This window comes from Gordonia jacobaea (genome assembly GCF_965344965.1).
GTDB lineage: Bacteria > Actinomycetota > Actinomycetes > Mycobacteriales > Mycobacteriaceae > Gordonia > Gordonia jacobaea.
In genome coordinates this window covers 912,342-928,464 of sequence record NZ_CBDRLS010000001.1, presented here as the reverse complement: position 1 = coordinate 928,464, position 16,123 = coordinate 912,342, and the positions used below count along the sequence as shown (strand labels likewise).

The 16,123-nt window shown below is 65.4% G+C and carries 16 protein-coding genes; 8 read left to right on the top strand and 8 right to left on the bottom strand.

Features of this window, described 5'->3' with window-relative positions; translation table 11 throughout:
* Positions 1-44: 44 nt before the first annotated feature.
* Both ACRVY7_RS04250 and ACRVY7_RS04245 read right to left on the bottom strand, forming a co-directional pair.
* On the bottom strand, positions 45-1,610 hold the full coding sequence (locus ACRVY7_RS04250) for a DHA2 family efflux MFS transporter permease subunit (protein WP_064868880.1): 1,566 nt from the start codon (positions 1,608-1,610) through the stop codon (positions 45-47).
* Positions 1,607-2,134, bottom strand: coding sequence for a MarR family winged helix-turn-helix transcriptional regulator (locus ACRVY7_RS04245; RefSeq protein WP_064868884.1), 528 nt, complete (start codon positions 2,132-2,134; stop codon positions 1,607-1,609). Before ACRVY7_RS04245 ends, ACRVY7_RS04250 begins: the two co-directional genes overlap by 4 nt.
* A gap of 128 nt (positions 2,135-2,262) precedes the next feature.
* Here ACRVY7_RS04245 and ACRVY7_RS04240 point away from each other — a divergent pair, with 128 nt between their 5' ends.
* The 4 genes from ACRVY7_RS04240 to ACRVY7_RS04225 all read left to right on the top strand — a co-directional run bounded on the left by ACRVY7_RS04240 (position 2,263) and on the right by ACRVY7_RS04225 (position 5,183).
* Positions 2,263-2,751 (top strand): glutathione peroxidase, encoded by a 489-nt coding sequence (locus ACRVY7_RS04240; RefSeq protein WP_049697677.1) that lies wholly within the window; start codon positions 2,263-2,265, stop codon positions 2,749-2,751.
* Positions 2,752-2,916: 165 nt separating this feature from the next.
* The gene (gene purS / locus ACRVY7_RS04235; RefSeq protein WP_005207443.1) at positions 2,917-3,156 is read left to right on the top strand and encodes a phosphoribosylformylglycinamidine synthase subunit PurS; all 240 of its coding nucleotides are present in this window, start codon (positions 2,917-2,919) and stop codon (positions 3,154-3,156) included.
* A gap of 30 nt (positions 3,157-3,186) precedes the next feature.
* Entirely contained in the window at positions 3,187-3,867 is a 681-nt protein-coding gene (purQ, locus tag ACRVY7_RS04230; RefSeq protein ID WP_005207444.1) for a phosphoribosylformylglycinamidine synthase subunit PurQ, read from the top strand.
* Positions 3,868-3,872: 5 nt separating this feature from the next.
* The gene (locus ACRVY7_RS04225) at positions 3,873-5,183 is read left to right on the top strand and encodes a M18 family aminopeptidase (protein WP_431816098.1); all 1,311 of its coding nucleotides are present in this window, start codon (positions 3,873-3,875) and stop codon (positions 5,181-5,183) included.
* 52 nt (positions 5,184-5,235) lie between these two features.
* Here ACRVY7_RS04225 and ACRVY7_RS04220 read toward each other — a convergent pair whose 3' ends face one another.
* The 3 genes from ACRVY7_RS04220 to ACRVY7_RS04210 all read right to left on the bottom strand — a co-directional run bounded on the left by ACRVY7_RS04220 (position 5,236) and on the right by ACRVY7_RS04210 (position 8,522).
* Positions 5,236-6,054, bottom strand: coding sequence for a lytic transglycosylase domain-containing protein (locus tag ACRVY7_RS04220; RefSeq protein ID WP_431816097.1), 819 nt, complete (start codon positions 6,052-6,054; stop codon positions 5,236-5,238).
* A gap of 219 nt (positions 6,055-6,273) precedes the next feature.
* On the bottom strand, positions 6,274-7,578 hold the full coding sequence (locus ACRVY7_RS04215; protein ID WP_431816096.1) for a PQQ-binding-like beta-propeller repeat protein: 1,305 nt from the start codon (positions 7,576-7,578) through the stop codon (positions 6,274-6,276).
* Positions 7,579-7,652: 74 nt separating this feature from the next.
* Positions 7,653-8,522 carry an SDR family oxidoreductase gene (locus ACRVY7_RS04210; RefSeq protein ID WP_431816095.1) on the bottom strand — a complete coding sequence of 290 codons (870 nt, stop codon included), beginning with the start codon at positions 8,520-8,522 and terminating at the stop codon, positions 7,653-7,655.
* A gap of 113 nt (positions 8,523-8,635) precedes the next feature.
* On the opposite strand from ACRVY7_RS04210, the gene ACRVY7_RS04205 reads away from it, so the two are divergent.
* On the top strand, positions 8,636-9,055 hold the full coding sequence (locus ACRVY7_RS04205) for a winged helix-turn-helix transcriptional regulator (protein ID WP_049697682.1): 420 nt from the start codon (positions 8,636-8,638) through the stop codon (positions 9,053-9,055).
* 73 nt (positions 9,056-9,128) lie between these two features.
* Here ACRVY7_RS04205 and ACRVY7_RS04200 read toward each other — a convergent pair whose 3' ends face one another.
* The 3 genes from ACRVY7_RS04200 to ACRVY7_RS04190 all read right to left on the bottom strand — a co-directional run bounded on the left by ACRVY7_RS04200 (position 9,129) and on the right by ACRVY7_RS04190 (position 11,641).
* Positions 9,129-10,457, bottom strand: a complete 1,329-nt coding sequence (locus ACRVY7_RS04200; RefSeq protein ID WP_431816094.1) for a VOC family protein — start codon at positions 10,455-10,457, stop codon at positions 9,129-9,131.
* Between the two features lie 4 nt (positions 10,458-10,461).
* Entirely contained in the window at positions 10,462-10,968 is a 507-nt protein-coding gene (locus ACRVY7_RS04195) for an RNA polymerase sigma factor (RefSeq protein WP_049697684.1), read from the bottom strand.
* Between the two features lie 112 nt (positions 10,969-11,080).
* Entirely contained in the window at positions 11,081-11,641 is a 561-nt protein-coding gene (locus tag ACRVY7_RS04190) for an LppP/LprE family lipoprotein (protein WP_431816093.1), read from the bottom strand.
* 241 nt (positions 11,642-11,882) lie between these two features.
* On the opposite strand from ACRVY7_RS04190, the gene ACRVY7_RS04185 reads away from it, so the two are divergent.
* The 3 genes from ACRVY7_RS04185 to ACRVY7_RS04175 all read left to right on the top strand — a co-directional run bounded on the left by ACRVY7_RS04185 (position 11,883) and on the right by ACRVY7_RS04175 (position 16,072).
* On the top strand, positions 11,883-12,665 hold the full coding sequence (locus ACRVY7_RS04185; RefSeq protein WP_431816092.1) for a VOC family protein: 783 nt from the start codon (positions 11,883-11,885) through the stop codon (positions 12,663-12,665).
* A gap of 38 nt (positions 12,666-12,703) precedes the next feature.
* Entirely contained in the window at positions 12,704-13,267 is a 564-nt protein-coding gene (locus tag ACRVY7_RS04180; RefSeq protein WP_064869031.1) for a dihydrofolate reductase family protein, read from the top strand.
* Between the two features lie 261 nt (positions 13,268-13,528).
* Positions 13,529-16,072: an ATP-dependent Clp protease ATP-binding subunit gene (locus tag ACRVY7_RS04175; protein WP_049697687.1), complete on the top strand. Its 2,544-nt coding sequence runs from the start codon at positions 13,529-13,531 to the stop codon at positions 16,070-16,072.
* Positions 16,073-16,123: the final 51 nt, after the last annotated feature.

The window sequence follows — 16,123 nt, the reverse complement described above, 5'->3', positions numbered from 1 at the left end:
TTTCCGCAGCCAGGGGCAACTTGTTTGGTGACCAGCCGATCAGGTCAGTGCATGACGATCGGCGCGCGGTCCATGTCCTCCTCGACCAAAGGCGACGCGATCTTCTTGCGAGGCAGGAAGAACGCCGGGATGATCGTCACCGCGATCAGCGCGACGGCCACGATGAACGTGGTGCCGAACGCCTCGGCGGCCCAACTGAACCACTGATCCGGCGGGTCCTGAGGTGCCATTCCGGCCTTCACGGCCATGTCGTACTTCTCGGGAGCCGCATTCGACGCGATCGCCAGTTGTGACTCGGCATGCGCCTTGAGGTTGGTCGCGAGGATCACCGAGATGATCGCGGTACCAATCGACGACGCGGTCTGCTGCACGACGTTCATCAGCGTCGAGCCGTCGGGCACCTGCTTGTTGCTCAGTGTTGCCAGCGCTGCCGACATGATCGGCATCATCGTCATACCCATGCCGAGGCCCTGGACGAACAGCGCGCCACAGAGCAGCCAGTACGGGGTGTCGGAACCGAGGAACATGAACGTGCCCATACCGACGGCCATCAGGACGATGCCCACGAGTACGAACTTGCCCGGGCCGATCTTGTCGGTCATCCTGCCTGCGATCGGCATGGTGAGCATGGCGCCGATACCCTGCGGTGCCAGCAGCAGGCCTGCCGCGAGCGTGCTCTCGCCGCGGACTCCGATGAAGTACTGCGGATAGAGCAGCGCCGCGCCGAAGAAGGCGATCATGAAGAACGTCATCGTGATGACGGCGATCGCCAGCACCTTGTTCTTGAACAGTCGCAGGTCGAGCAGCGGATGGTTGGTGTGCAGTGCGTGCCAGACGAATCCGAGGATGAGGATCAGGCCGATGATCGACGTGGTCAGCACCTTCGTGTCGATGAACGTACCCGCCTCGGTACTCGACGAGATTCCGTAGAGGAACAACGCAAGACCAGGGGACAACAACAGCAATCCGAGGATGTCGATCTTGGGTTTCGATTTCTCCTCGTCGTTGCGCAGCGCGAACCACGAATAGACAAGGGCCACGATGCCGATCGGCACGTTGATGAGGAAGACCCAGTGCCAGCTCGCCTTCTCGATGAGCAGGCCACCGAGGATCGGTCCCGCGATGGGACCGAGCAACATCGGGATACCGAGAACCGCCATCACCGAACCGACGCGCTCGGGGCCCGCCGCCTTGGTGAGGATCATCATGCCGATCGGCATGAGGAGGCCGCCGCCGAGACCCTGCACCACGCGGAATGCCACGAGGGAGCCGATGTTCCATGCCAGGGCACAGAGTGCGGAGCCGATGGTGAACAGGATCAGCGACGTCATGTAGACGTTCTTGGTGCCGAAACGTGCTGCGGCCCAACTCGACAGCGGGATCACAGCGGCCAACGCCAGCGTGTAGCCGGTCATCGTCCATGCGGCGCCCGCGGCGTCGGTGTTGAACTCGTTCTGGAAGGTGTTCTGCGCGACCGAGACCACGGTGACGTCGAGGATCGACATGATCGCGCCGAGCACGACCACACCGGCGACGATCAGCACATGGCGATCGAGCTTGGTGTCCGGTGGGCCGGCGTGCGCGTGCGCGCCGGCAGAGGAACTCGTCATGAGGGATCTTTCGGTTCGGAGGTGGACGGTGTCGCAGTGCGGGTCCTCGAGGACTCGCGGTCGAGAGTGAAGTAGTCGACATCGGCGTCGACGATGTTCCGTAATGCAGACGTCAGCGCGGCCCGGAACTCATCGGGCAGTCCGTCGATGAATCGTCCGACGAGGTCTCGCTTGATGTCCAACTGTTTTTCGACGGTCTCGCGGCCCTGGTCGGTCAGCGTCACGAGCTTGACCCGACGATCGCCCGGATCCTCGCGACGATCGACCAGCCCGGCCTGCACGAGCCGGTCGACGGTGCGACCCGCGGTCGCAATCGAGAGGTCGACGCACTCGGCGATCTCGTGGACGGGCATCGGGGCGTCGTGCATCGATACGACGAACAGTGCGCGGAACTGCGTGAACGTCAGCTCCGACGCCGCGAGAGTGTCCATGGCCTCGGCGGTACCGAGGCAGGAGAGTCGCTCCAGAAAACTGCTGAGCGCATCACATGCGGCGTCGTTCTGAAGCTGAGCGGGAGCGGACACTTCAAAACACTAACGCCCCTGCAACTATCTCACCAACGCAAATGTATGTGAGATGTAACCAGGGTCGAGGCACATTGTGATCTGCGACATAACTCGGTGGATGGCAGCCGGTGACTACTCTCGATCCCATGTCGGAAACCAACATCAAGAACATCCCGGTCACCGCGCTCGACGGCTCGGCGCTGAGCCTCGCTGACTTCTCCGGGCCGCTGCTCGTGGTCAACGTCGCGAGCAAATGCGGCCTCACGCCGCAGTACGCGGGCCTCGAGGAGGTCGCCGAGAAGTACGCCGACCGCGGACTGACCGTCGTCGGCGTGCCCTGCAACCAGTTCATGGGCCAGGAGCCCGGCAGCGCCGAGGAGATCGCCACCTTCTGCTCGACCACCTACGGCGTGACCTTCCCGCTGCTCGAGAAGACCGACGTCAACGGCGACGACCGGCATCCGCTCTACGCCGAGCTCACCAAGACCGAAGATGCCAACGGCGAGGCGGGCGACGTGCAGTGGAATTTCGAGAAGTTCGTCGTCGACGCCGACGGCCACGTGACCACTCGCATCCGCCCGCGCACCGAGCCGACAGACCCGGTCGTGATCGAAGCCATCGAAGCGGTGCTCTGACAGGGTCGACTCCGAGACCGGGCCAACTTCAAGCCAGGTCAACCCGGAACCGGCAAACCGCGACCGGAGAGTGCAGGTTGCGGGTTGAACGGTAAGGTGAGAGCCGTCGAAAATCCGTCGGCGTCTCGTCGAGCGGATGTCACGTGAGAAGAGGAGCGCTAGCCGATGGCACGAGTGGTGGTCGACGTGATGCCCAAGGCCGAAATCCTCGATCCGCAGGGGCAGGCCATCGTCGGAGCCCTCGGGCGGCTCGGATTCGACGGCGTCTCCGAGGTGCGGCAGGGCAAGCGATTCGAGCTCGAGGTCGACGACTCGGTCGATGACGTGACCCTCGGCCGGATCGCAGAAGAACTGCTCACCAACACGGTGATCGAGAACTTCACCGTCTCCCGCATCGCCGACTGACGGCACGAGATCGAGTCGAGTAGGACCCACATGACTGCACGTATCGGTGTCATCACCTTCCCCGGAACCCTCGACGACGTCGACGCATCGCGTGCGGTGCGCATCGCGGGCGCCGAGGCCGTCGAACTCTGGCACGGCGACGCCGACCTCAAGGGGGTCGACGCGGTGATCGTTCCCGGCGGCTTCTCCTACGGCGACTACCTGCGTGCCGGCGCCATCGCCAAGTTCGCTCCCGTGATGGGTGCGGTGATCGAGGCGGCCGAGCGTGGAATGCCGGTTCTGGGAATCTGCAACGGTTTTCAGATCCTGTGCGAGGCAGGATTGCTGCCCGGCGCGCTCACCCGAAACGAGGGTCTGCACTTCATCTGCCAGGACCAGTGGCTCAAGGTCGAGAACAACACGACGGCGTGGACGTCGCGGTTCGACGCAGGCGCCGAGATCCTCATCCCGCTGAAGTCGGGCGAGGGTCGCTACGTCGCGCCGGAGCGCAAGCTCGAAGAGCTCAAGGGTGAGGGCCTGGTCGTATTCACCTACGCCGGAAGCAATCCCAACGGTTCCGTCCTCGATATCGCCGGCATCTCCAGCCCGAACGGGCGCATCGTCGGACTCATGCCGCACCCCGAGCACGCGACCGAGGCGCTGACCGGCCCCAGCGACGACGGTCTCGGGCTGTTCTACTCCGCGATCGACGCCGTACTCGCCAACGCCTGATCCCGATGCCCACCCCGTCGCTGGCAACGTCCGCCACAGCCGAGGGGCTCGGTGAGTTCATCGACGCCTCGCCGTCACCCTTCCACGTGTGCGCGACGGTCGCCGCCGAGCTCGAATCCGCGGGATTTCAACGCCTTTTCGAGGATCAGGACTGGTCGACGGAGGAGAGCGATGCCTTCGAGGGCCTCGTCGACGACGCGGGCCGTCGGTTCTATGTCATTCGTGGCGGGTCGATCATCGCGTGGGATCTCGGCGATGGCGACGGATTCCGGATCGTCGGTGGCCACACCGACAGCCCCAATCTGCGGCTCAAGCAGAACCCCGACCGTGAATCAGCCGGGCTGGCGACGGTTGCGCTCGAACCCTACGGCGGCGCGTGGCTGAACTCGTGGCTCGATCGCGACCTCGGACTCTCGGGTCGCCTGGCTTATCGCGCGGACAGTGGCGTCAGCAGTGTGCTGGTCAACGTCACCGAGCCGGTACTTCGCGTGCCCCAGTTGGCGATTCACCTCTCCGAGGACCGCAAGGGCGTCACACTGAACCCCCAGCGACACGTCGACGCCATCTGGGGCGTCGACGCCGCGACCCCGATCCTGCAGTGGGTTGCCGAGTACGCGGGCATCGACGCCGACGCCCTGCTCGGGTGGGAGTTGATGACCCACGATGTCACGCCGTCGAGGCTCATCGGACCCGAAGACGAATTGCTCAGCGCCCCAAGGCTCGACAACCAGGGCACCTGCTACGCGGGACTGCACGCGCTGCTCGACGGCGAGCCGACGATCCACACGAGAGTGCTCGCGCTGTTCGACCACGAAGAGGTGGGCAGCGGCTCGGAGCGGGGCGCGGCGTCGGACTTCCTGGCAACGACGTTGGAGCGAATCGTGTTGTCGCAGGGTGGTTCTCGCGACGATTATCTACGGTCCATGGCATCGAGCGTATGCGTCTCGGGCGACATGGCGCACGCCACTCACCCGAACTACCCGGACCGGCACGAGCCGACGCACCGGATCGCGATCAACGGCGGACCGGTTCTCAAGGTCAACCAGAACCTGCGGTACGCGTCGGATGCGTTGGGGGAGGCCATATTTGCGCTCGCCTGCGACACCGCTGGTGTGCCGATGCAGCGCTACATCCACCGTGCCGACCTGCCGTGCGGTTCGACGATCGGACCGATCACGGCGACGCGGACAGGGCTGCTCACCGTCGACGTCGGTGCACCGCAGCTGGCCATGCACAGCGCACGTGAACTGATGGGCGCCGCCGACGTTCCGATGTATTCCGCTGCGCTGCAGGCGTTTCTGAGTTCACCGGCCTGATCCCGCCCGCCGGGGCCACCCCTCACGCCCCGGCGGACGGTCGGTGTGCGCGTCAGTAGCTGCGCGCGAAGCCCAGGACGTTGTTCACGTAGTCCATCGAGTTGTTGTACCGCAGAACGGCTGTGGCCTCGGAGGCCTGGTTACGCAGGTCGAGGTGGCCGTCGCACAGGTACCGGGCTGTGGTCAGCGCACCGTCGAAGAGGTTTTGCGGGTCGATCTTGCCGTCACCGTTGCCGTCGGCGCCGTACTTCTCCCACGTGGCGGGGATGAACTGCATCGGTCCGACGGCGCGGTCGTGGACGGAGTCGCCGTCGAGGCGTCCGCCGTCGGTGTCGGTGATGACCTGGTTGCCCGCGAGCGAACCGTCGAGCATCGGTCCGAAGATCGGATTCTTCAGCGTGCCGTCGGGTGTGGCGTCGCCCTCGTTGGCGTGGTGCGATTCCACCTTGCCGATTCCGGCGATGAGCGTCCACGGGATGCCGCAGTTCGGCTGATCGCGTGCCATCGTGTCGGCGGCCTTTCGGTACGCCTCGAACGCGACCTGCGGGACGGCGCCGTCGGTGACGCTGGCGGGAAGCGGTGGGGGAGGCGGGGGCGTCGCTGTCGCCTTCTGGGTCGCGACGACCGGCTGTGCGGGAGCGGGCGCCTTCTTTTGCGCCTCAGCGTCCTTCTGCGCGCTCGGAGTGGCGGCGGACTGTGTGGTGGACTGGCTCGGTGTGGGAGCGCCCAGGGCGCCATGGTCGGCGTTGGCGCCCGCGGCAACAGTCAGGGCTCCGACGACGGGGATCAATGCGGCCCCGATCAGCGGCGCCCGCGACTTGGTGAACGCATGCGGCAGAATTGCTCGCCGCTGCTTCGAATGCTTACCCAAAACTGAACCTCACACGTACGTCGGTGGATGTACCGAGAGAGACCGTACATGCGGACGTGTCCTTACCGTTATCGCAGCGTTATCGAAAACTGAGTGATCGCTGAACGCCGACGTGCGACATCGCTGGTCGTTACGGGGATGTTTCGTCGAGTGTGACGTCAGGCACACAGGGGCTTTAGGCCCTTGCTGATGCAAGGATTTCGGCCCTTCGTAAAACCCCTAGTTGGGCCGCAACACCGACAGCGAGGTGCCCTCGGTGAGCACGATGTAGCCGTCCACGTCCGTCGCCCGCCCGAGGATCGGACGGGTCCAAGCGACCTTGCCCGCAGGGACGTCGAACGCTGTCAGTTGGCCGCTGCTGCCGAACACCAGGTGATCGCCGGACGAGCCGACGCAGCTCAACAGGTCGAGGTTGGTGTCGGGGTCGTCGATGCTCGGCACCGGCAGAGTTCCAGCGCGCTCGCCGTCGTCGAGTTGGTAGACGACTCGTGAGCGGTCCATCCGCGCGAAAGCGACCATCGATCCACACGGTCGGGTGTTGGATTTCGACAGGTTCGGATCGGTGATCTGCCAGAGCGCGGCTCCGCGGGCCGGGTCGCGCACCTGGTAGAAGCCCTGCGTCGCCTGCATGGACGCGTCGCCGACCGTCGTGAGCACCGGAAGGGTCGACGGTCCGTCCACCACCTCGGCTTCGGCGGACTCCGACGTCGGGCGTCGGGTCGGGGTGCCGCCGACCACGGCGTAGGTGTCGACGGACTCCTGATCCCCGTCGCGTCGAACAACGGCGAGGCCCGAGGAATACGTCAGGATGTCGCACTGGCGGCAGCGCAGAGTGTCCCTGCCACGCGAGTCGACGACGAATCGGCTGCCGTCGGCCGTCGAGATGATGAGCATGTCGTGGTCGAATGTCGCCTGCGCCGCGGACGCGAAGGTACGGCCCCAGACGCGCTTGCCCGCCGCGGTGCGCATCGAGACCTCGTAACCGGCCTGATCGATGCGCACGAAGTTCGCGCCGACTCCGACCACCCGGGCGGTGTCGTCGAGTGCCGACTTCGAACCGACGCTGCCCGAGTCGTCGACGATATAGAAGCCGTCCGGCTGATCGCCGAGCTTGATGGCACACCCGACGTTCCCCGCGGCGTCGAACGCACATGAACCGAGCCCTGCGACGACGGGCTGCGACCACAGTGCGCGTCCACTGTGTCGATCGACGAGTTGGTAGGCGCGTCCGATGCCGCGCGGATACGAGAGCAGCCAGTGATCGCCGCGGGCGTCGGCGACCTCGATGTTGCCGGTCTGGTTGTATCCGGGCAGTGTCTCCGCCGATGCGGTCCAGGCGACCTCTGGCTGCTGTGAGTAGCCGCGGAGCTGGGCGTTCTCGTATGTCCGTGCCACCGTGGGTGTTCCGATGGATAGCACGATCCCGACGGTCGCGACGAGTAGTGCGATCAACACCAGGGTGACTGTGCCGATGCCAAACGGCATGCGTTGTGCAACGCGCCTCACAGCGGAGCGGGCAGACATGGCCAACAGTCAATCACGGACGCGTTCTGCGCCGAGCGGCCGACCGGCCCCGCGTGAGGTCACGCTCTCCCGAGTCAGGCGCCAGTGGCAGAAAGCGCGCCGCTGATCACGTCGGCGAGCGGCGTCGAGGGATGGCCTGCGAGGGTCTCGAGGTCGGTGGAATCGGAGTCGAGTTCACCGCGCGCGATGCCCGCATCCGAGTCGGCCAGGACCTTCGCGAAAGCCTCGGGGACGCCATTGCTGGTCAGCGCTGCTGCAAAGTCTGCTTCGGGGAGATCCTTATAGTGCACGTGACGACCGCTCACCTTCGCCAGCGTGGCAGCGATGTCGCTGAGCGTCAGATGCTCCGAACCCGCGAGCTCGTAGATCTCGCCGCCCTTGGCGTTGATCAGAGCCGACGCCGCCGCGTCCGCGTAGTCCGAACGCGACGCGCCCGCCACCTTGCCGTCGCCCGCGCTGCCGTAGAGGTTTCCCGAGTCGATCGCGGCCGACGCGCCCGCCAGGTAGTTCTCCCAGTACCAACCATTGCGCAGGAGCACGGTGGGGATTCCGCTCTCGGTGAGCAGTTGCTCGGTGGCCTGATGCTCCTCCGCGAGCGCCAGAGTGCTGGTGTCGGCGCGCAGGATGGAGGTGTAGGCGATCAGCGAGACCCCGGCTTCCTTGGCTGCGTCGATCACGTTGCGGTGCTGCGGGATTCGACGACCCACCTCGCTGCCGGACACCAGCAGCAGACGATCGACGCCCGCAAGGGCTGCGCGCAACGTCTCGGGCGATTCGTAGTCGGCGACGCGGACGTTCACTCCCACGTTCGACAGTGCGCTCGCCTTCTTCTCGTCGCGCACGATAGCCACGATGTCGGCGACGTCGACGCCTGCGGCGCGCAGGCTGCCGGCGGCGAGCCCGCCGAGCTGCCCCGTTGCTCCGGTGATTGCATAGGTGGTCATGTGATCTCCTGTTGTTCTGGTGGATCAAGCTGTCCATCTCATCGTGCACTTACTTTTCGTATAGTGCAACAGTTTCTGGAAGCGCTGGCTGTAATGTGCAGTACACTGAGGTCATGACCAGGGCAGAAGACCGCTCGGCGCGTGACTCCGACATCGATCCGGCACTAGAAGATCCGGCGCTCGAAGCCGACGTGTTCGCGCGGGATTGCGGATCGCGCGAAGTGCTGCAGGATGTGACGAGTCGCTGGGGCCTGCTCGCGCTCGGAGCTCTGTACGACGGTGACCTGCGGTTCAGTGCGCTGCGGCGTCGGGTGCAGGGTGTCAGCGAGCGAATGCTTTCGGTGACGCTGCAGACGCTGGAGCGCGACGGATTCGTCAACCGCACTGTGCTGCAATCGATTCCCCCAAAGGTGGAGTACTCGCTGACCGATCTGGGTCGCGAGGTGGCTCAGCGCCTGATGGCTGTCATCGAACTGGTTGAGGGGCACCTACCGGACGTCGAGCAGGCGCGCGAGCGCTACGACAGCCGCTGACGACACAGTTGCGTGGGACATACGGGGGCATTTTTGTACCCGTATGTCCCACACAACTTTCCGGTTCGTCGCCTCAGAACAGCTGCCCGAGGTAGAACTGCGCTCCCTGGTCGTCGGCGCACAGTGCCATGATCCCGTACGCCGCGCGCTCGGGTTCAGAGATCACCGAGCCTCCCGCTGCGCGGACCCGCTCGACTGCGGCGTCGACGTCGTCGACGTTCCACATGGGCACCGCAACGTCGGAATCCGCTCCGCCCGCGATACCGATTTGCGGGTGTGCGTCGTCGACCTCCCAGCCATCGGCGATGCGGCCGGGCGTGAACGTCCAGCCCAGCGCGGTCCCGTAGAACTCGCGCAACCGTGCGCTGTCGCGGGTGTGCACCGTCAGATAGGACAGCTCTCCGACGCCGCGCGGATGCTGAGCCGCGCGCGGCTCGTCGGGAGCTGCGACGTACACCGCGAATTCGACGCCCTGATCGTCGACGCAGTCGAGGCCGTGCCGGTCGTCGCGTGTCGTCCCTCCGGCCGCTTCGATTCGACGCCGCGCGGCGTCGAGGTCGTCGACCGCGTAGGCGCAGAAGATCGTCTGCGGCCCAGACGTTTCCACCACGGCGGTGGGGTGACTCGCGGTGGTCACCATGCGTAGCTCGTCGTCGAACTCCCAACCGAGGACCGCGCCGTAGAAGGCGCGGGCGCGGGCGGCGTCGTGGGTGTTGACCGAGATGAAACCGATGTCGCCCTGAAGGATTCGCGCGGCGGGCGGCTCGCTCATCGACGCCCGCGCCGCGAGCGTGGGGCCGGTCAGCATCCAGCGGTGCCCGTAGGGGTCGATGATGGTCGCGGTGCGAGAACCGTACGCCTCGTAGGGTTCTCGGGTCACTGCGGCTCCGCCTGCCGTGGCGCGACGCAGAGCCTCGTCGGTGTCGTCGACGGCGAGCATGAGGCTGACCGATACCGCTCCGGGCTGCGGTGCCCGCAACCCCATGTCGGGGAACTCTTCGGCCAGGTAGATCGCCCCGCCCCCGACCTCGAGCTCGGCATGTCCGATCGTGTTGTCGTCCATGAGGATCGGCTCACCACGAACGGTGGCGCCGAGCCGTTCGACGTACCAGTCGAGCGCCGAGCGTGCGTCGTGCACGGTGAGATAGGGCAGTGCGCCCGGACGTTCGACGAGCTCCTGCGGTGCGTTCGTGTCGATGTCGGTTGCGGTCAGTTCGTGTTCGAGTTGGACGGTGTTCATGTCGACTCCTTCGGGAAGTGACACTCCACGCTCGAGTCGCCTGCGTAGTGCTTCGGCGAAATCGTGTGCGGGAGCGAGGGGTTCGTTCCAGCCCGGCGTCGTGGCGGAGCTCAGAACGCTGAGCGGGTCGTGCGATGTCGGCGTCGCGTCGTCGGCGTTCATGCGATCACCCCTTCGCGGACTGGTTGAGCGGATAGGCCTCGCGGAATGCTCGCTTGGCCCTGGTGAGCAGTGCCTCGGTGGCGCCGACCGTACGGCCGAGGATGTGCGCGCAGTCGGCGACCGGCAGGTCGTCGACGTAGCGCAACGTCAACACGGCGCGGTTGATCGGTGAGAGTTGCGCCAGTGTCGCGTGCGCGACCATGCGGTCGAGGTGGGCATCCCACCCGTCGTCGGGGTGTTCGGGTAGTTCGTCGACGGGTTCGGGTGTGCGCTGCGCCCGCCGCCAGTGGTCGGCGAGCTTGTGCCGGGCGACGCCGATCAACCAGCCGACATTCGGCGAGGCGGTCCGGTCGCGACGCATCGTGTCCATCGCGGCCAGGAATGTCTCAGAGGTCACGTCCTCGGCGATCCGCCGATCCGAGCAGCGTCGAAAAACGTACCCGTAGACAGCGGGTAGCGCCTCGTCGTAGACCTCGAGAATGGCCTCGGGGCCGGTGTGTTCGCCGCTCACACCACCATCATCGTTTGCCGCCATCGAAACCCGACGGCCGTTGGAGAACTTTCTTCGCACAGCACACCGCCCCGCAGCGTCAACGCAGCGGGGCGGTGGTCGGGCCGGGCGGTCAGGGGCGCGGTGGGAAGTGTCCGACGCGGATGATGTGGGTGCCGACGGTGTACGCCGTGACGAACGTCGGTCCGCCGCTGGCGCAGCACAACGGGTCCGACGGCTTGAGCCAGCGGTACCGGACCGTCACCGAGTTCTTGGTGTACTTCGCTACCCAGGTGTAGCCGTACGGCCTCGGATCGACGGTTCCGATGAATCGACCGTGCTTGAACAACAGGACGCGTGACTGATATGTCGCATCGCCGATTCCGTTGCCGTTGACCAACATCCAGTCGAGGTTGCACCCATTCCTCAAAGGATTGTTGCTCGCTCGGTACGGCGACCAACCGCCACCGTTGGCGTCACGCCCGATCTTCGAGAGTGACGACTTCGCCAGCGGGGAATTGATGTCGAAACAGAGTCCGTGGCCGCTGCCGTACGGCGGTGCGGCCGAGGCGGCACCCGAGCCGAGCGTGGTTGCCCCCAGCGTTCCCGCGACCAGGCCCGCGAGGGTCAGTGCGAGGACGATGAGACGTCGCGTTCGGAGGGAGAGCCGGGTTCGGGTGGCGAATGAGTGCATGAGGTGCCTTCCGCTCAGGGAACCAGTGGACGCTGGCCGCCGGCCGTGCGATCGGCCCGCTGTTGAGGTGATCGGTCGACGGCAGGGCAGTCGTTAGCAGGAGTCATTCATCGATGGGACGCCGTCTCGGCCGGGTCGCGCACGGGGATCCGAGTTGCGTGGGATCCACGGGGGCATTTTTGTACCCCGCTGTCCCACGCAACTTCGATGAGTTTTCGGCTCCGGGCCGGTCAACACCTGCATGGCAACCGCAACCATTTCCTCCATGCTCCTGTCCACCGACGATCCGCAGCAGCTCGCGCGCTGGTACGCGACCGCATTCGAAGCCGAACCGATGTCGGCACCGGGCGGTCCTGACGGACCGGGCTACACAATCATCGAGCTCGACGGCTTCTACCTGATGTTCGACAAGCGCGACGACGTCTCGGGGCGCAACCCGCAGGGAGCGCGCACGCTGCTCAACGTCGAGGTCGACGATGCTGCGGCGACGGCCGCGCGCCTCGACGCCCTCGGGGCCACCTGGATCAGCCCGCTCGAAGACCGCGACGGCAACCAGTTCGCGACGGTCGAGGACCCCGACGGCAACTGGTTGCAACTCGTATCGCTCACCGACGAGCACGAGGCGCAGATGAGTTCCCCGACATCGCCCTACTCCGGCTTCGCAGTGCGCGACACCGCCACGACCGAGCAGTTCTATCGCGACGTACTCGGCATGCGAGTCTTGCGATTCCCTATGGGGGACAACGACATTCTGGGTATCCGCATCAACCGCGGTACCACCGTCCTGGCCTACCCGAAGCCCGATCACCAACCCGCGACCTTCACCGTGCTCAACATTCCGGTGCCCGACCTCGCCAAGAGCATCGACGACCTGGCCGCGCGCGGCGTCGAATTCCTGCGTTACGACGGCTTCGAGCACGACGAGCGAGGCATCGTGCACGGCAACGGTGTCGGACCCGACATCGCCTGGTTCACCGATCCCTCGGGAAACGTGATTGCACTTGCGCAACGAGGTGAGCAATGAGCGCGAGCTCGGCATCGGCGGATCAGTATCCTTCGCCCATGCGGCCACTGCGATACTCCATCAACATCACGATCGACGGCTGTGTCGACCACACGGCCGTCAACCCGACCGAGGCGATGCATCGGCATTCGGCACAGCTACTCGCCGATGCCGACGCGCTGGTCTTCGGTCGGGTGATCTACGAGATGATGGAAGCCGGTTGGCGCGAGGTCGCCAGAAACGACGAGATCACCGACGGCAGGCCCGAGTGGATGGTGCCCTTCGCCCACGTCATCGACCGTGCGAAGAAGTACGTCGTCTCCGACTCGCTCACCAGCGTCGACTGGAATGCCGAACTGATCCGTCGCGACGACCTCGAGTCGACGGTCCGCGAACTCAAGGCCCAACCGGGCAACGGGCTGGCCACCGGGGGCGTCACGCTGCCGCTCGCGCTTGCCGAACTCGACCTCATCGACTCCTACGAGTTCATCGTCCATCCGCGCATCGTCGGCCACGGTCCGCGGATCTTCGAAGGGATCTCGCAGCACGTCGACCTGCGCCTCGTCGAGCGCTCCGGGCTCGACGCCGACATCGTCGTCCTCCGTTACGAGCCGGTCCGGTAGCACACAGAACCTCGTTCGCTCTCGGCGTAGCCCACGTCACCATTTGCCGGAACATGCCCGTGTCCTGCGGAGTTGTAGCTGTCAGATCCCCGCCGACACCTGTTTTCGTTGCGACCTGTGCAGACGTTAAGTGCAGGTGCACTCCAGTTGACCACTACAGTGGAAGCCAGGCTGGTCGTCGTATATCCGACACCACCGCAGTTGTCGCCAAGAGGCTTGAAGACATCGACGGCCGGGGCGCTAGCAATGTGAGGGAGAACAATGTTCGAACGGTTCACCGACCGCGCACGCCGGGTTGTGGTTCTGGCCCAAGAAGAGGCGCGGATGCTCAACCACAACTACATCGGCACCGAGCACATCCTCCTGGGTCTGATCCACGAGGGTGAGGGCGTTGCCGCCAAGGCACTGGAGTCTCTGGGGATCTCCCTCGAGGGCGTCCGCAGCCAGGTCGAGGAGATCATCGGCCAGGGTCAGCAGGCGCCGTCGGGGCACATCCCGTTCACGCCGCGTGCCAAGAAGGTCCTCGAGTTGTCGCTGCGTGAAGCGCTGCAGCTCGGCCACAACTACATCGGCACCGAGCACATCCTGCTCGGCCTCATCCGCGAGGGCGAGGGCGTTGCCGCGCAGGTTCTGGTCAAGCTCGGCGCCGACCTCAACCGGGTCCGCCAGCAGGTCATCCAGCTCCTGTCCGGTTACCAGGGCAAGGAGCCGCAGGAGGCAGGCACCGGCGGTCGTTCCAGCGAGGCAGGCACGCCGTCGACCTCCCTGGTCCTCGACCAGTTCGGCAGAAACCTGACTGCGGCCGCCGCCGAGGGCAAACTCGACCCCGTCATCGGGCGCGAGAAAGAGATCGAGCGGGTCATGCAGGTCTTGAGCCGCCGCACCAAGAACAACCCTGTTCTGATCGGCGAGCCCGGCGTCGGCAAGACCGCCGTCGTCGAGGGACTGGCGCAGGCCATCGTCAACGGCCAGGTGCCCGAGACGCTCAAGGACAAGCAGCTCTACACGCTCGACCTCGGTTCGCTGGTCGCAGGCAGCCGTTACCGCGGCGACTTCGAGGAACGCCTCAAGAAGGTGCTCAAGGAGATCAACACCCGCGGCGACATCATCCTGTTCATCGACGAGCTGCACACGCTGGTCGGTGCGGGTGCCGCAGAGGGCGCAATCGACGCGGCGAGCATCCTCAAGCCGAAGCTGGCCCGTGGCGAGCTGCAGACCATCGGTGCCACCACGCTCGACGAGTACCGCAAGTACATCGAGAAGGACGCAGCACTCGAGCGTCGCTTCCAGCCGGTGCAGGTCGGCGAGCCGTCGGTGGAGCACACCATCGAGATCCTCAAGGGTCTGCGCGACCGCTACGAGACGCACCACCGCGTGTCCATCACCGACGGAGCTCTCGTCGCAGCGGCAACCCTTGCCGATCGGTACATCAACGACCGCTTCCTGCCCGACAAGGCGATCGACCTCATCGACGAGGCCGGCGCGCGCATGCGCATCCGCCGGATGACCGCACCGCCAGACCTGCGCGAGTTCGACGAGCGCATCGCCGACGCGCGCAAGGAGAAGGAAAGCGCGATCGACGCGCAGGACTTCGAGAAGGCCGCAAGCCTGCGCGACAAGGAGAAGCAACTCGTCAACGAGCGCGCCGAGCGTGAAAAGCAGTGGCGCAGTGGCGATATGGACGTCGTGGCCGAGGTCGACGACGAGCAGATCGCCGAGGTCCTCGGTAACTGGACCGGCATTCCGGTGTTCAAGCTCACCGAGGAGGAGACCACCCGTCTGCTCCGCATGGAAGACGAGCTGCACAAGCGGATCATCGGCCAGGAAGACGCGGTCAAGGCCGTGTCGAAGGCGATCCGTCGTACCCGCGCAGGGCTGAAAGACCCGAAGCGCCCGTCGGGCTCGTTCATCTTCGCCGGCCCGTCCGGTGTCGGTAAGACCGAGCTCTCCAAGGCGCTCGCCAACTTCCTGTTCGGCGAGGACGACGCGCTCATCCAGATCGACATGGGCGAGTTCCACGACCGCTTCACCGCGTCGCGTCTGTTCGGTGCGCCTCCCGGATACGTCGGATACGAAGAGGGTGGCCAGCTCACCGAGAAGGTGCGCCGTAAGCCGTTCTCGGTGGTCCTGTTCGACGAGATCGAGAAGGCACACTCGGAGATCTACAACACCCTGTTGCAGGTCCTCGAGGACGGACGTCTCACCGACGGCCAGGGTCGTACCGTCGACTTCAAGAACACGGTGCTGATCTTCACCTCGAACCTCGGTACCTCCGACATCTCGAAGGCAGTCGGCCTCGGCTTCTCGAAGACCGGCTCCGACGGCTCGCAGTACGAGCGGATGAAGCAGAAGGTCAACGACGAGCTCAAGAAGCACTTCCGCCCCGAGTTCCTCAACCGCATCGACGACATCGTCGTGTTCCACCAGCTCACCCAGGACGAGATCATCCAGATGGTCGACCTGATGCTGGCACGCGTCGAGACCGCGCTGCGCAACAAGGACATGGCCATCGAGGTCACGGACAAGGCCAAGTCGCTGCTGGCCAAGCGTGGGTTCGATCCGGTTCTCGGTGCGCGCCCGCTGCGTCGCACCATCCAGCGTGAGATCGAGGATCAGCTCTCGGAGAAGATCCTGTTCGGCGAGGTCGAGCCGGGTCAGATCGTGCTGATCGACGTCGAGAACTGGGACGGCGAAGGCGAAGGCGAGGACGCGAAGTTCACCTTCGTCGGTTCGGAGAAGCCGCGCGAGCTGCCCGACGCTCCGGTGGAGCTGAGCAAGGCAGGCGAGGGCAAGAGCGACGCCTGAGTCAGTCGAAAGACCGACAAGTCCATAGATCGACAAGTGCAGGGGCGCAAC

Bases quoted from the DNA above. Each gene is read 5' to 3' on its own strand.
- ACRVY7_RS04190 (WP_431816093.1), bottom strand. From the start codon at position 11,641: ATGCACTCATTCGCCACCCGAACCCGGCTCTCCCTCCGAACGCGACGT.
- ACRVY7_RS04200 (WP_431816094.1), bottom strand. From the start codon at position 10,457: ATGAACGCCGACGACGCGACGCCGACATCGCACGACCCGCTCAGCGTT.
- purQ (WP_005207444.1), top strand. From the start codon at position 3,187: ATGACTGCACGTATCGGTGTCATCACCTTCCCCGGAACCCTCGACGAC.
- ACRVY7_RS04185 (WP_431816092.1), top strand. From the start codon at position 11,883: ATGGCAACCGCAACCATTTCCTCCATGCTCCTGTCCACCGACGATCCG.
- ACRVY7_RS04180 (WP_064869031.1), top strand. From the start codon at position 12,704: ATGCGGCCACTGCGATACTCCATCAACATCACGATCGACGGCTGTGTC.
- purS (WP_005207443.1), top strand. From the start codon at position 2,917: ATGGCACGAGTGGTGGTCGACGTGATGCCCAAGGCCGAAATCCTCGAT.
- ACRVY7_RS04250 (WP_064868880.1), bottom strand. From the start codon at position 1,610: ATGACGAGTTCCTCTGCCGGCGCGCACGCGCACGCCGGCCCACCGGAC.
- ACRVY7_RS04225 (WP_431816098.1), top strand. From the start codon at position 3,873: ATGCCCACCCCGTCGCTGGCAACGTCCGCCACAGCCGAGGGGCTCGGT.
- ACRVY7_RS04240 (WP_049697677.1), top strand. From the start codon at position 2,263: ATGTCGGAAACCAACATCAAGAACATCCCGGTCACCGCGCTCGACGGC.
- ACRVY7_RS04175 (WP_049697687.1), top strand. From the start codon at position 13,529: ATGTTCGAACGGTTCACCGACCGCGCACGCCGGGTTGTGGTTCTGGCC.
- ACRVY7_RS04215 (WP_431816096.1), bottom strand. From the start codon at position 7,578: ATGTCTGCCCGCTCCGCTGTGAGGCGCGTTGCACAACGCATGCCGTTT.
- ACRVY7_RS04205 (WP_049697682.1), top strand. From the start codon at position 8,636: ATGACCAGGGCAGAAGACCGCTCGGCGCGTGACTCCGACATCGATCCG.
- ACRVY7_RS04210 (WP_431816095.1), bottom strand. From the start codon at position 8,522: ATGACCACCTATGCAATCACCGGAGCAACGGGGCAGCTCGGCGGGCTC.